This is a genomic window from Actinoalloteichus hoggarensis (assembly GCF_002234535.1).
GTDB lineage: Bacteria > Actinomycetota > Actinomycetes > Mycobacteriales > Pseudonocardiaceae > Actinoalloteichus_A > Actinoalloteichus_A hoggarensis.
In genome coordinates this window covers 5,795,059-5,809,165 of record NZ_CP022521.1, presented here as the reverse complement: position 1 = coordinate 5,809,165, position 14,107 = coordinate 5,795,059, and the positions used below count along the sequence as shown (strand labels likewise).

The 14,107-nt window shown below is 73.4% G+C and carries 10 protein-coding genes; 4 read left to right on the top strand and 6 right to left on the bottom strand.

What is annotated here, in order from left to right; all coding sequences use genetic code 11:
• Nucleotides 1–324: 324 nt before the first annotated feature.
• The 3 genes from AHOG_RS24725 to AHOG_RS30630 all read right to left on the bottom strand — a co-directional run bounded on the left by AHOG_RS24725 (nt 325) and on the right by AHOG_RS30630 (nt 5,667).
• Complete coding sequence (locus AHOG_RS24725) at nt 325–1,419, bottom strand: glycosyltransferase family 4 protein (protein WP_245856429.1); 1,095 nt, start codon at nt 1,417–1,419, stop codon at nt 325–327.
• Nucleotides 1,412–3,916: a glycosyltransferase gene (locus AHOG_RS24720; protein ID WP_376700093.1), complete on the bottom strand. Its 2,505-nt coding sequence runs from the start codon at nt 3,914–3,916 to the stop codon at nt 1,412–1,414. The genes AHOG_RS24725 and AHOG_RS24720 overlap by 8 nt, the downstream gene beginning before the upstream one ends.
• A gap of 443 nt (nt 3,917–4,359) precedes the next feature.
• Nucleotides 4,360–5,667 (bottom strand): glycosyltransferase, encoded by a 1,308-nt coding sequence (locus AHOG_RS30630; protein ID WP_376700094.1) that lies wholly within the window; start codon nt 5,665–5,667, stop codon nt 4,360–4,362.
• A gap of 143 nt (nt 5,668–5,810) precedes the next feature.
• Between AHOG_RS30630 and AHOG_RS24700 the strand changes: the two genes are divergently transcribed.
• From AHOG_RS24700 to AHOG_RS28920, 4 genes are all read left to right on the top strand, one after another.
• The gene (locus AHOG_RS24700; protein ID WP_093944783.1) at nt 5,811–6,932 is read left to right on the top strand and encodes a glycosyltransferase family 4 protein; all 1,122 of its coding nucleotides are present in this window, start codon (nt 5,811–5,813) and stop codon (nt 6,930–6,932) included.
• 395 nt (nt 6,933–7,327) lie between these two features.
• The gene (locus tag AHOG_RS24690; RefSeq protein WP_093944782.1) at nt 7,328–8,458 is read left to right on the top strand and encodes a glycosyltransferase family 4 protein; all 1,131 of its coding nucleotides are present in this window, start codon (nt 7,328–7,330) and stop codon (nt 8,456–8,458) included.
• A gap of 467 nt (nt 8,459–8,925) precedes the next feature.
• Nucleotides 8,926–9,837, top strand: a complete 912-nt coding sequence (locus AHOG_RS24685) for a glycosyltransferase family 2 protein (RefSeq protein WP_093943452.1) — start codon at nt 8,926–8,928, stop codon at nt 9,835–9,837.
• A 588-nt stretch (nt 9,838–10,425) separates the two neighbouring features.
• Nucleotides 10,426–10,971, top strand: a complete 546-nt coding sequence (locus tag AHOG_RS28920; protein ID WP_157737030.1) for a hypothetical protein — start codon at nt 10,426–10,428, stop codon at nt 10,969–10,971.
• 137 nt (nt 10,972–11,108) lie between these two features.
• Here the strand turns inward: AHOG_RS28920 and AHOG_RS24675 are convergent, their stop codons facing one another.
• From AHOG_RS24675 to cofD, 3 genes are read right to left on the bottom strand one after another with little or no spacing between them, the layout of a single operon-like run.
• Complete coding sequence (locus tag AHOG_RS24675) at nt 11,109–11,648, bottom strand: NUDIX hydrolase (RefSeq protein WP_093943450.1); 540 nt, start codon at nt 11,646–11,648, stop codon at nt 11,109–11,111.
• Complete coding sequence (locus AHOG_RS24670) at nt 11,645–13,021, bottom strand: coenzyme F420-0:L-glutamate ligase (RefSeq protein ID WP_093944781.1); 1,377 nt, start codon at nt 13,019–13,021, stop codon at nt 11,645–11,647. The genes AHOG_RS24675 and AHOG_RS24670 overlap by 4 nt, the downstream gene beginning before the upstream one ends.
• A gap of 11 nt (nt 13,022–13,032) precedes the next feature.
• On the bottom strand, nt 13,033–14,031 hold the full coding sequence (gene cofD / locus AHOG_RS24665; protein ID WP_093943449.1) for a 2-phospho-L-lactate transferase: 999 nt from the start codon (nt 14,029–14,031) through the stop codon (nt 13,033–13,035).
• Between the last annotated feature and the right edge of the window lie 76 nt (nt 14,032–14,107).

Sequence of the window (14,107 nt, the reverse complement as noted above, 5' to 3'; positions counted from 1 at the left end):
CGGGCTTCGCCGCGGTGTGGTGACACCGGGGTCGCCCGGCGGTCATCGTCTGGGGACGGCCCGTCGACGGGGACGGCCCGTCGACGTTGCGATCACCGCCGGGCCCGACCATCGCGGGAACCGGACGTCATCGGAACCGCCCGTCGCCGGAACGAGCCGGCTTCCCGGAGCCGGCGTCGACCGCCCTGGAGCCGCCTTGCGCCGGGCCGGGCGGCTCCGGGCCGGTGTTCCCAGGCATGATCCGGGCCGCTCGCCGTCCCGGTCCGAGTCCCGCACCGGGCCGGCGCGGGCGGACACGCGGACTCGCCCGCGCCGAGGCGACCTTCAGCTCAACGCCTTGCGGTACGCCTCGATGGTCGTCTCGGCACAGTGATGCCAGCTGAACCCGGAGGCGTACTGCCTGCGCGCGGCCAGCGTCTCGGTGCCGCCCGGCGAGGACAGCGCGTCCCGCAGGGCCGCACCCAGCGCCTCCGCGTCCCCGACCGGAACCAGCCTGGCGTGCCTGCCGGACACCTCTCGCAGCGCGGGCACGTCCGAGCAGACCACCGGCACCCCGCAGGCGAGCGCCTCCAGGACCGGCAGACCGAAGCCCTCGTCGCGCGACGGCATGACCAGGGCGGACGCCCCGGCCACCACGCTGCGCAGGTCGACGTCGGACAGATAACCGGTGCGGACGATACGATCATGCTCGGTGCGCGGACCGGGCCCGGCCAGCACCAGCGGCGGCAGCTCCTTGCTCGCCCCGTGCGCCTCCAGCAGCGTCGGCAGGCCCTTCCGAGGGCCGTCCGAGCCGACGAACAGCAGATACTCGTCAGGCAGCCCGAGACGCTGCCGCAGCGGATCGTTGGGCGGTCGTGCCGCGAACCAGGCGGCGTCCACACCCAGCGGAGTCACCTGCACGCGTTCGGCGGGAACGTCCAGCCGCTCGACGACCTGTCGGGCCACCGCCTTGGTCGGCGTGCAGACCATCGCGGCCCGTCGAGCTGAGCGGCGCACCAGCTCCGGAAGCCTGCGATCGCTCGGCGGTAGATCCTCCGGCGCGTCCAGGAACGCCAGATCGTGCACGGTGACCACACCGGCCGCCCGCAGCGACGGTGGCAGCACGAAGTTGGTCCCGTGCACGATGTTGCTCATGCCCGCGAACAGCTCCACCGGGGGGACCGGCGCGCGAAGCCAGCAGGCGCGCAGCAGCCGGGCGGGCACCGGAAGACCGCGCGCCCCCACGCCGTGCGGCAGAGCGGCCCGCAGCGCCTTCCACCCGCGCAGCGTGAACGCCACCGCCTTCACGCTCACCGTCTCGACCGAGGCCAGTTCCTCCGCCAACGCCGCCGTGTACCGGCCGATGCCGGTGCGGTGTCCGAGAAGCGGCGTGCCGTCCAGCAACAGGCGCAGTCGCGGTGCCCGTCGTCGCTCAGCCACGTCGTCGCTCCCTCGCCAGTCGGCGCAGCCTGCCCGCCGCGCGTCTGGCCAATTCGGTCGGCCCGCCCAGATCCAGATACTCCTTGACCAGGGCGAGATCCTTGCGCATCTTCTCCGACGTGCGCAGGGGCGGTGTCCGCACCAGCGGCTCCGTCGCGGGCATCCGGTCGACGGCCTGGCGGGGGTGCCTGCAGAACTCGACCAGCGGCGCCAACGCCTCGGTCCAGGTGTAGCGCTCCCGCACCACCGCGATGCGCTCCCGACAGCCCGCGGCGAACTCCTCGTCGTAGAGCACCCGCGCCAGCGCGGCCGCCAACGCGTCGGGGTCCTCGGCGGGGACGACCACCCCCAGTCCCTCGGCGCGCACCAGCTCCGCGAACGAGTCGCCGTCGGTGGTCACGATGGGCAGGCCCGCCCACAGATAGTCGAGCACCCTGGTGCGGAAGGCGAACGTGGTCTCGACGTGGTCGAAGTGCGTCGTCACCCCGCAGTCGCCGTCGAGCAGGTAGTTGTGCCGCTCCTGGTAGGGCACCCAGCTCTCGTTGAAGAAGACGTGTCTGTTCACCAGGTCGAGCCGGTGGGCCAGCTCGCGAGTGCGGCCGGTGATGCCCATCTCGGGCACGTCCGGATTCGGATGCTTCATGCCCAGGAAGAACAGCCGGATGTCGGCGTGCTCGCCCCGCAGCTTGTCGACCGCCCTGATCAGGGTCAACGGATCGAACCAGCTGTAGACCCCGCCCGCCCAGAGCACGACCTTGTCCCGCACGCCGATCCCGTCGATCTCGCCCTTGACACCGGGCCCGGTGCGCACCGGGGCGGCGTCGGGGAAGCCGAAGGGCACCACGGACAGCAGGGACCTGGCCGTGGGGTCCGCGTCGTACATGTCCGGGCTCATCCGGCCGAGCGCGGCCAGATGCCCCAGCCAGAAGTGCCGCTGGCGTTCCGAGGCGCACAGGAAGAAGTCGCCCCGTTCCAACTGGGTGTTGAGCACCTTCGTCACCCCGGCGAGATCCCGGCTGCGTCGTTCGTCGTCGACGTCCTTGCCCTGCTCCAGGTACTCCAGGTGCATCGGGTCGTAGACGTCGCAGACCACGATCTTGGTGGACTCGGCCCGCTTGAGCTCCGGCACCATCTCCAGCATGTGCCCCTGGAGGACGACGATGTCGGCCCAGCCCACGTGGTCGGGCAGCTGTCGGGGCAGCGCGGACAGGACGGGGAACCGCGCGGGCGGCGGCGCGTGATGGTCGTTGACGCTGACCAGCCGCACCTCGTGCTCCATGGACAGCGCCTCGGCCATGTGCCAGGCGCGGATCGCCGGGCCTGCCATCTTCTCGGCCACCGCGTCGCCGGTCAGGATCAGCACCCGGCGCGGGCGGCCGAACACCTCGGCCAGCCCGAAGGCCTTGACCAGCGTCTCGTGCGCCGCGAGGTACCGGGGCAGCGGATAGGCCGGCTCCATCGCCTTGCGCATCAACGGCACGAGGTCGGCATCGGTGCGGACCCGTGCCGCCTGCTCGATCTCACGGGACTTCTGCAGCTCGGGCAGCAGCTCGACGAACTGATCCACGGCGAGGATGCCCGCCAGCGTCATCCGCGAGATCTCGACCGGCTCGTCGTCCGAGGCGCGGTCCGAGGGCCTGCGGGTGATCTCCAGCTGGGTCGCGTCCAGCTCGCCGCGCGCCGTCGCCCGCCGCACCGACAGCGCCAAGGCGGCGGGCAGCACCTTCGCCAGCGTCGCGTCCTCGACGTTCTTGTACAGCGCGGCCAGCGCGTTGCGTTCGAGTAGGAAGTGCTCGCGTGAGTCGTGCACGGTCGACATCGAGGCGTGATGCCGGTGGAAGGTGAGCGAGGCGGGCTCGTAGCGGACCCGCCAGCCGCGCAGATTCAGCCGCCAGCCGAGATCGACGTCCTCATAGAACATGAAGAACCGCTCGTCGAAGCCGTTCAGCTCACGGAACAGGCCCGCGCGGACGAACAACGCCGAGCCCGTGCCGAACAGCACGTCACGGGGCACGTCGTGGCTGCCGTCGTCCGGCTCGCCCGCGTGCCGCTTGTATCCCATGCCGAACCACGTCAGGCCGCCGTCGACGAAGTCGATCTCTCGACCCGACCAGTCCAGCACCTTGCTCGCCACGGCGCCCACCCTCGGGTCGGCACGCAGCGCCGCGACCGCCGCCGAGATCCAGGCCGGGTCCGGCCGGGCGTCGTTGTTCAGGAAGGCGAGCACCTCGCCTCGGGCCTGCGCGGCACCGAGGTTGCAGCCGCCCGCGAAGCCGAGGTTCTCCGCCGACTCGATCAGCCGAGCCTCGGGAACCGCCTCGCGGATGCGGGCGACGTCGTCGGCGCCGGAGGCGTTGTCCACACAGATGAGTTCCAGCCGGTCCGACGGGTGGTCCACCTCGTCGCGGAGGGCACGCAGGCAGACGATCGTGTCCGCGGCCCCCCGATAGTTGACGACCACTACGGACACCGTCGGCAGGATGCCGGACTCCGACACCTCGTCCCCTCTCTGTGCGTTCGTGCGGTATTAAGCGTGCACCATCCCCCTGATCATCGGTGAACCACGTCTGGTCCGGGTGAGATCGGGCGGATTCGTCGGTTCGTCCCCGGCGGTGCGACGTCCGGACCCGGCCGTGGCACGCGGCCTGCCCGAGCGTCCGGGGTGCAGGGCCGGGCACGGGGCTGAGGCGACGAGGGGCAGAGAGGTGATCCGCGGCCGGGGCGCGGCGACGACTTCCGGGCCGGGGCGCTTCGGCCGGTACGCCCGGTCCGCGGTGACCGCGGCCGCGAGCCGCGCGTCGTGTCCCGCAGGCCTCGGCGGGTGATCGTCGCCCGCGGCCATGTTCGCCGTTTCGGTGCCCGGCCGTGCTCCGGTCCCGGCTGACGGCCGATGGGCGGGCGGCCCCCGCGTCGAGGCCGGGTTCCGCACCGCCCGACGGGTCAGCGGCCCGACCAGCGACGCCAGACGAACTGGCGGGACACCCGCGATCGCCTGCCGATGCGATGCCGGTCGAGCAGGACGGCGGGGAGTCTGCCGAGGACCTCGGCGATCACGCCCGCCCGCAGTCCGACCCGGAAGTTCGGCGTGTTCGGGACCACCTGCCCGCGTCGTCCGCGCAGCGGCAGCAGCACAGTGATCGCGGCGAAGCGCAGCAGCTCCCGCACGGCTACCTCACCCGGCGCGCAGCGCAGCAGCATGAGCAGCCGATTGCGTTCGTTCCATCGATGGAACCTCGCCGAGCCGGGCCGCGTGCTGACCCCGTGATGATGCAGGACGCGGGCGTGTCGAGCCCAGATGACGTCATGGCCCGCCAATCGAAGTCGCCAGGCGGTGTCGGTGTCCTCGTAGTAGCAGAAGAAGCGCGCGGGCACCCCGCCGATCGCCCGCAGCACGGGCGTTCGCAGCAGGGCCGCGCCGCCGCAGAGGCCGAACACCTCGGGCCCCGCCGTGGCCTGCTCGGCGGGCGAGGCATCGGTCGACGTCGACGCCGCCGTCGGGCCCCGCCGCACGGGCTCGTCCCGAGACCCGTCGCCCGCGTTCACGGAGGCGGCGCCGTCCACGACGGCGGTGGGGGCGGCTCGTCGGCCCTCGGCCGGGGTCGCCCCGACACCCGTCGGTGCCCCGACCACCGGCGCGGCCTCGACGGAGACTCCCGACTCGGACGGCACCGTCGCGGACGGCACTGTCGCGGACATCGCCGTCGCCGCGGACTCGGTCGTCGCCGCCGACACAGCCGAAGCGTCCGCCTCGGCGCGCCGCCCCGTACGAGGCGCGGCCGACGATTCGGCCTCGGCGGGCTCCGGCGGCTCGGTGTCGCGGTCGAAGCCGTACCCCTGGTCGGTGAGCCGAACACCGCTGGACTGCACCGAGCCGTTCGGGGCGATCAGGGTGGCGGTGGCGGCCGCCGCCGACGGGTTCTCGTCGAGCGCCCGCTCCAGCTCGGCGAGCCAGTCCGGCTCCGGGACGGCATCGTCGTTCAGCCAGGCGACGAACGGCGTGTGAACCTGCCGCAGTGCGGCCGCGAGCGCGCCCGCGTAACCGAGATTGGTGGCCGTCCGCAGCACCACGGGTGTGCTCGGATGCTCCGCGAGCACCTCGCGGGTCCCGTCGGTCGAAGCATTGTCGACGACCAGGATGCGGTGCGGCCGAGTCTGCCTGCCGAGTGCGTCGAGACAGTCGCCGAGATGGGCTCGGCCCTGCCAGGTGACCACCACCACCGTGGTGCGTGGCGTGCCTGCGGGGTGCATTCGCTGACGCTATCGCCTCCCCGCGTCGGCCCGATGCCCAGCCTGCGGGGACGACCACGCGGGCGGCCGGTTCGTCCGGCGATCACCGTGGCGACGGCGGGGTTTCGAGGCGACCGCGGCGTCGGGCATGGCACCGTGATGTGGTGCCCGTCCTCGTCGTGCTCACCGAGCAGCTGCTGGCCCCGGTTCCCGGCGGCACCGGCCGCTACACCCGCGAACTGACGGCGGCGCTGGCCGCCACCGCGCCCCCGGACTGGACGGTGGCAGGCGTCACCGCGCACCACGGAGACCTCTCCGCCGCGGTGATCCCCGGCGTCGCCGGGCCCGTCCCGCTGCCCCTGCCGCGACGCGCGCTGTCGGCGGCCTGGCAGCGCGGCCTGCCGCTGTGGCCGGGCGGGGACGCCGTGCACGCCCCGACACCGCTGGCCCCGCCGGTGGTACGACGCGGTCGCAGCCTGATCGTCACGGTGCACGACACGGTGCCGTGGACACACCCGGAGACGCTGACGCCGCGCGGCGTGCAGTGGCATCGCGAGATGATCGGCCGCGCGGCGCGGACGGCCGCCACGCTGATCGTGCCCACCGAGGCCGTCGCGGCGGACCTCGCCCGTCGCCTCGGCCCCGGCCTCCGCACCCGCGTCGTCGGCGAAGGCGTCTCCGCCGCGCTGGCCGAGGAGACCGATCGGCGGCGGACCGAGGAGATCGTCGACCGGCTCGCGCTGCCCGAGGGCTACGTGCTGGCCGTGGGCACCGTCGAACCGCGCAAGGGGATCGACGTCTTGATCGAGGCGCTGGCCGACCCCCGGTGCCCGCGGGTTCCGCTGCTGATCGCGGGCGCCTCCGGCTGGGGCGGCGTCGATCCGAGGGAGCTGGCCCGGCGCAGCGGGCTCGGCGACGACCGGGTCCGCCTGCTCGGGCGGGTGAGCGATGCCGAGCTCTCCGTCGTGTTGCGGCGTGCCGGGGCGTTGGCCGTGCCGAGCCGGGCGGAGGGCTTCGGGCTGCCGCTCATCGAGGCGATGTCGGCGGGCGTGCCCGTGGTGCACACCGACGTCCCCGCGCTCGTCGAGGTCGGTGGCGGCGCGGGTCGTGTGGTGCCGCGGGAAGACCCGTCCGCGTTCGCCGAGGCGCTGCGTCGGGTGCTGACCGAGCCCGCCGTCGCCGCCGCGATGCGGGCTGCGGGCCGACGTCGGGCGGCCGACTTCACCTGGCGGCGTGCCGCCGAAGAGGTCTGGGCGGCGCACCTGGCCGCCCGGCAGCGCCGCTGAGCCCCTGGGTGGGCACCCGTGGTGCGCATGTGGACATGGGCGCGATGTGCGCCGGAGCGGTGAACGCCGAGCACCCCGGCCCGAACGCCGAACGCCGACTGCCCGGAGCCGGGCAGTCGTCCGCTCGCGTCCTTCCCGTGCCTCGGCCCGTCCGGCTCCCGGCCCCGCCGGTGCCCCGCCGTGCTCTGGTCGCGTTCGGCACATCCCGGGCAGGCATCGGCCGAACCGATTCCGACGACCATCGGTGACCGGCCGTCGTCGGAGCGCGTCGGATCGTCGGCCGCCGACGGCGCAGGGTGTCCGCACAGGGTGCGGCCGGTCTCGTTTTGGTCGATCTCGCCGATCCGGCCCGGTCGACGCCGTAGGCTGCCCCAGTGCGCGTAGCCGAACCCAGCGTGCTGATCGACGCCACGGCCGTCCCCACTGACCGGGGCGGCGTCGGCCGCTACGTCGACTCGCTCGTCGCCGCGTTGGATCGGGACGGCGCCCGGATCAGCCTGGTGTGTCAGCCCCGAGACGCCGAGCTGTACACGCGCCTCGCCCCGCACTCGCGGGTGGTTCCCGCCGCCGAGGCCGTCGCGACGAGGACGGCGCGACTGAGCTGGGAGCAGACGACGCTGCCGCGGCTCGTGCGCAGGCTCGACGTCGACCTGCTGCACTCGCCGCATTACACGACGCCGTTGGCGAACCGGGCCGCCGGCGTGGTCACTCTGCACGACGCGACCTTCTTCACCGATCCGACGCTGCACTCCTCCGTGAAGGCCCGCTTCTTCCGTGCCTGGACGCGGGCCGCGCTGGCCAAGGCCGCGCTCTGCATCGCCCCGAGCCATGCCACGGCCGACGAGCTCACCAGGGTCGTCGGTGCGGGCCGCAGCAGCCTTCAGGTCGTCGCCCACGGCGTGGACACCGACCGATTCCACCCGCCGAGCGAGCCGGAGACCGACGAGGTCCGCCGTCTGCTCGATCTGGAGGACACGTCCTACGTCGCCTTCCTCGGCGCGCTGGAACCGAGGAAGAACGTGCCCGCCTTGATTCGCGGCTTCGCCAGGGCGTGCGAGGGCCGACGCGACCCGCCCGCGCTCGTCCTCGCGGGACAGCCCGGCTGGGACGGACAGATCGAACGTGCCCTCGGCTCCGTGCCGCATCGGGTCCGCGTCATCCGGGCGGGCTATCTGCCTTTCAAGAACCTGGCGGGCTTCCTCGGCGGGGCCGACGTCGTCGCCTACCCCAGCCTGGGCGAGGGCTTCGGCCTGCCCGTCCTGGAGGCCATGGCCTGCGGGGCCGCCGTGCTGACGACCCGCAGGCTCAGTCTCCCCGAGGTCGGGGGCGACGCGGTGGCCTACTGCGGCGTCGGCGCGGGCGACATCGCCGCCGCCCTCGGCGAGCTGCTCGACGATCCGGCGCGGCGCAAGGCGCTGGGCGCCGCGGCGCAGGCGCGATCCCAGGAGTTCTCCTGGGCGGCCAGCGCCGTCCGACATCGGGCCGCCTACGCGAGGGCGTGGGCGGTGCATCGCCGAGGCCGGTGACGGGACCGGCGTCCCCCGCGCGGCACGCGGTCGGCCCGAGCGGCTCCGGAGGTCCCTTCCCGATCACGCCACAGTGGTCGGTGCGGAGTCATCGCCGCACGCCGCCAGGCCGATCCAGCGCATGAGGGACCGCAGCCTGGTCGCCGGTCCGGAGCAGCGCCCGGCACGCAGCGCCGACCTCGACGCGCGACCCCGACACCCGATCCCGATGGCACGCTCGACGCATCGACGACACCCTGACGCCCCACACCCGCGGACAGGGCGGCACGACCTCGCATCCGGACCGTCTCGTCCCGCCGTGCCCGGTGCCGGACGGCCGCGATCGGTGCCGAACGGTCGCGAACGGCCGCCGGGCAGGCACCTCGCGACCGCCCGAGAAGGCGGCTGCCTGGGCGGTCGTGACGGCCGCCGCCGGGCGCCCGCAGGCACGCACGCCGCCGCCGTCCCGTCGAATCCGACCGTGCAGAATGCTTCTCGTGACCTCTTCGCGATCCGCTGCCTCCGCCGAGCCGGTCTCCTACGGCGAAGGGCTCGCCGTCGTCACCGTCACCTATTCCCCCGGTGAGACGCTCGCCCGGTTCCTCGACACCCTCGAGGCCGCGACGACCCGCCCGGTCCAGGTCGTGCTCGCCGACAACGGGTCCGTCGACGGAGCGCCGGAGAAGGGTGCCGAGCGGGACGGCGTGACGCTGCTGCGGATCGGGGAGAACCTCGGCTACGGCGGTGCGGCCAATCGAGGCGTCGCCACGCTGGGGCCGGAGATCGGCTGGGTGCTGATCGCCAATCCCGACCTCGAATGGGGCGAGGGCAGCATCGACGAACTGTTCGCGGCGGCGCGGCGGTGGCCGAGGGGAGGGGTGTTCGGCCCGCTGATCCGCGAGACCGACGGCCGCGTCTATCCCTCGGCGCGGATGCTCCCCTCCCTGACCAAGGGCGTCGGGCACGGCCTCCTCGGCAAGGTGTGGCCGGGGAACCCATGGAGCCGTGCCTACCGGCAGGCGGACGCGCACCTGACGGAGCGCACGGCGGGCTGGCTGTCCGGTTCGTGTCTGCTGATCCGCCGGTCGGCCTTCGACTCGGTCGCCGGCTTCGACTCCCGGTACTTCATGTACTTCGAGGACGTCGACCTCGGCGATCGGATCGCCAAGGCGGGCTGGTTGAACGTGTACGTGCCCACCGCCGAGGTCGTCCACCTCGGCGGGCACTCCACGTCGAAGGCCTCCGGGCGGATGCTCACCGAGCACCATCGCAGCGCCTACCGCTACCTGGCGGATCGTCACCAGGGTCCGGAATGGGCCCCGGTGCGGTTGGCGCTCAAGGTCGGCCTCGAAGCGCGCAGGCGGCTCGAACTCCGCGACGCCGGCGGCGGAAAGTCCTGATCGACCGCGTGATCACGCCCGGAAGGGCGGCTTGGACGACGTCGGGCATCCCGGCGGCGCGAGCGCGGTCGCCTGCGGCGCCGGGTCGCGGGACGTGGGCGCGATCGGCGGACATCGCACCGCCGACGCACCCGGCGTCGTTCTTCGGCGTGCCGTCTCGGCTCCGTTGCGCTTGACCCCGGTGCCGTCGCGGCCCGGTGGCCGTTGCAGTCCTGTGCCGCTCCGGTCCTGTGGCGCTTCAGTCTGGTGGGGACGACCGTAGGCACCAGGCCACGACACGGCGGCCTGCCGTCGCCGCCGGGCCTGCCTCGGTCGTGTCATTCCTCTGGCGGCCTCGGCGGTCGAGAGCGGGGCGGCCCCCTGAGTCGGGGCTTCGTGGAACCCGCGTGATCCGGGCGGCCTCGGCGGGGCAGCGCGGGTCGGGCGGGCGGGGCGAGATCGTGGACGTCGGCTCGGGGCCGCTGAGTCGCGGGGCAGCCTGGCGCGTGGCTGCCGGCCGCCGGAGACGGGCCTGCCGGAGACAGGCCTCGTCACCCGGCCGGCACGTCGTCCGTGCCGCGTCGCCGTCCAGGCTCAGAACTCCTCGGTGTGCCACGGCGGGATGGTCGACTCGCCCTGGTTCTGGTGTTGGGCGGGCACCTGGGACGGCTGCTGCTGGTGGAGCGGGGGCCCCGGCGGCTGGCCCTGCTGCGGTTGATTCTGCTGTGGCAGACCGGGCTGACCAGGCTGCTGCTGGGGCTGGGCCTGCTGACCCTGTCCCTGTTGCGGCGGCCGCTGGCCCGGACGATGGCCGGGGTGCGGTGGCTGCTGGCCCTGCGGCACCCTGCCATCCCGAGGGCCGCCGTCGCGAGGACCACCGACTGGGTGCCCACCCGACTGGTGGCCGCCGGCCGGGGGGTTGGGATACGGGCCCCGCGAGACCCGACCGCGCAGCACCACGGTCGGATCGTGATCCGGCGCCGGATTCACCGAATCGCTGGCGGTCACCACCGACCGAGGAATCTGCACGGTGCTGGCGGCGTCCATGGGGGAGGTGGCGCTGTCCGGCGTGATGACGAAGGTGCCGCGAGCGCGTGCTCGCGCGAGGGTTTCGTCGGCCCGATCGCGGGGGTCCATCGTGACGACCTCTCCTGACGTTGCCTCGGCCACATCGGGTCTGGCATCGGCGCCGCCACCGTGATCGACGTCGTTTGTCGTACACGCTCGTCGGGGGTGGACCCGGTGCGGTCTCCACACTATTCCCTGCGAGCGAGGCAGGCTACTACCCGTCGTCAGTCTTCGGTGCCGAGCGCCAGCTCGACCATGCGGGGAACAGAGTCCACGTTGGACGGAAGTCCGTCCACCGGCCACCACTGTAGGTCAACCGACTCCGCACTGCGGACCGCCCGCGCCCCCGCCGGAGCGCGGACGAGGTAGCGCACGTCGAAGTGTCGGGTGGGCGCCCCGCCCGAGCAGGTCAGCCCGTGGACGTCCAGATGCAGCGGCGTCGGGTCGATGCGCAGACCCCGGATGCCCGACTCCTCCTCGGCCTCGCGCAGCGCCGCCGCGCGCAGACCGGTGTCCTCGGGTTCGCAGTGTCCGCCGAGCTGAAGCCAGCGACCCACCCTGGGATGCAGGGTCAGCAGCGTGCTGCGGCCCGTCGCGTCCAGCACCAGCGCCGACGCCGTGACATGGCCGGGGGCGTACTCCCGGCGGCAGGCATCCGGGGAGGAGGCGAGAAAGGCCAGAAAGGCCTGTCGCAGCGACTCCTGTTCGGCGTTCGGCGCCTGCCAGGCGCTCAACACCGCCACCGTGTCCGCGTGCATCCTCACAGCTCCACCAGGCCCGACGCCGGGTCCCGCGGTTCGCGGGGCGGCTGGGGCCCCGCCACCGGATGTCCGACGGCCACGGCGCCGAGCGGATGCCAGTCGGCGGGCAGGTCCAGCTCCTCGCGGACGAGATCGGCGCAGAACATCGTGGACGAGACCCAGCACGACCCGACGTCCTCCGCCGCCAGCGCCACCAGCAGGCCCTGCACCGCCGCGCCACCCGCGACGGTGAACATGGTGTGCTCCGCCGCCGACCGACGCTCGTCCGGATAGTCGTGCGCGCCGTCGGGAACCATGAACGGCAGGACGAGTTCGGGCGCGCGGAACAGCAGGTCGCCTCGCCGCGTCCGCCGCCGGGCCCACGCCTCGTCGCGGCCGTCGGCCAAGAGGTCCCGCACCCACTTCTCGCGCATCGCCTCCAGCAGCGTGTCGCGCCGTCGTCGATCACGCAGCCAGACGAATCGCACGGGACGAGTGTGATGCGGTGCGGGAGCCGTCAACGCGATGCCGATCGCCCGCCGCACCACGGCCGGGTCCACCGGGCGGTCGTCGAACTCGCGGATCGAGCGTCGCAGCAGCACCGCCTCGCGGCGGCCCTGCGCCACGGCCTCGTCGGTGCCGAGTCGGAACAGGTCCTCCTCCACCGGCCGAAGCAGGTCGGCCGCCGTGGAGCCGTCGTCTTGGGCGGCCAGACCACGGACGACGGCCACGGGCATGGCGCCCAGCTTGCCCTTGACCAGGTCCGCGGCCGCGGCGATCTCGTCGGCCACCGCGACCGCGGTCACCGACAGCTCATTGCCGTAGGAGTCGACGCCGCCGTGGTAGCGGTGCAGGACGCCGATCCCGGCGGAGCCGATCGCCGCGTCGGTCTGACCCACCCGCCAGGCACGGCCCATCGTGTCGGTGATGACGACGCCCACCGTGACACCGGACAGTTCGTGCAGCGCGGCACGCAGCCGCGCGGCCGAGCCGTCCGGGTCCTCCGGAAGGAGGGCGATCTTGTCCAGCGCGATGTTCGAGTTGTCCACGCCGGAGGCGGCCTGCACGATGCCCAGCCGGTTCTGCGTGATCAGGCTGCTGCGGAACGAGGCGACGACGCGTCGCGCCTCCGCGAACACGAGTTCGCGTCGGGCGGCCTCCCGGCCCGCCGGGTCGGCGGGCACGTCCACGATCCGGCCCTCGACCTTGGAGACCACCTTGCTGGTGACGACGACGACGTCGCCGTCCCGCAACCAGGGCGCGCCCTCGGCGATCGCCGCCGCCAGATCCTGGCCCTCGGCGAACTCGGGAAGACCCGGAACCGCCAGGACCTCCAGGCGGTCGGCGGCCGCGTGATCGCCGACCGGCGGCACGGCGACGGGGGCTTCCTCGATCATCTCGTCCTCGATCACGCACGTACTCCAGCCAGGTCGAATGCCGCCTGCACCATCGCCGACGTCGCCTCCGGGGAGGACATCAGCAGCGGCACGGCGCGCACGGTGACTCCCGGGACCTCCGACTCGTCGCCGGTGTGCACCAGCCAGCCGTCCAACAGTCCCTCCTCGGCGGCACGGGAGCCGTAGTGCCGCCCCACGGCCTCGGCCGTGCTCTCGACGCCGATCGCCGACAGGCAGGCGTCGGCCATGCCGCGCAGCGGACGTCCCGCGATGATCGGGGAGACGCCGATCACCGGCGCGGTGGTCTCGCGCAGTGCCTCGCGCACGCCGGGCACCGCGAGGATCGTGCCGATGCTCACCACGGGATTGGACGGGGCGAACAGCACCACGTCGGCCTCCTTCACCGCGTCCAGCAGGCCCGGCGCCGGGGTCGCCTCGTCGATGCCGACGGGTCCGATCGCGTGGGCGGTGGGCGCGGCACGATGGCGCACCCACCATTCCTGGAAGTGCACCGCGCGGCGCCCACCCTCGCCTGCCCCGGGATCGTCGATCACGACGTGGGTCTCGACGCGGTCGTCGGACATCGGCAGCAGTCGGACGCCCGGTCGCCACCGCGCGCTCAACGCCTCGGTCACCGTCGACAGCGGATAGCCGGCCCGCAGCATCCTGGTGCGGACGAGATGGGTCGCGATGTCCCGGTCTCCCAGACCGAACCAGTCGGGCTCGACCCCGTAGGCGGCCAGCTCCTCCTGGACGGTCCAGGTCTCCGCGGCGCGGCCCCAGCCCTTCTCCTCGTCGATGGCACCGCTGAGGGTGTACATGCAGGTGTCCAGGTCCGGGCAGATCTGGAGCCCGTGCATCTGGACGTCGTCGCCGGTGTTCACCACGGCGGTGATCTGATGCGGCGCGGCCTCGGGGGCGTCGCCGTGGAGCGGCAGGCCCAGCGCGGACTTCACGCCCAGTAGGAAGCGGGCGCCACCGACCCCGCCGACGAGTACGACAACCTTCACCCGGTCGATCCTAGTGCGGCTGCCGACCGCCTCACGGCCGTGTGAGACGAAGATCCGAATCCGCGTCGCGCCGCAC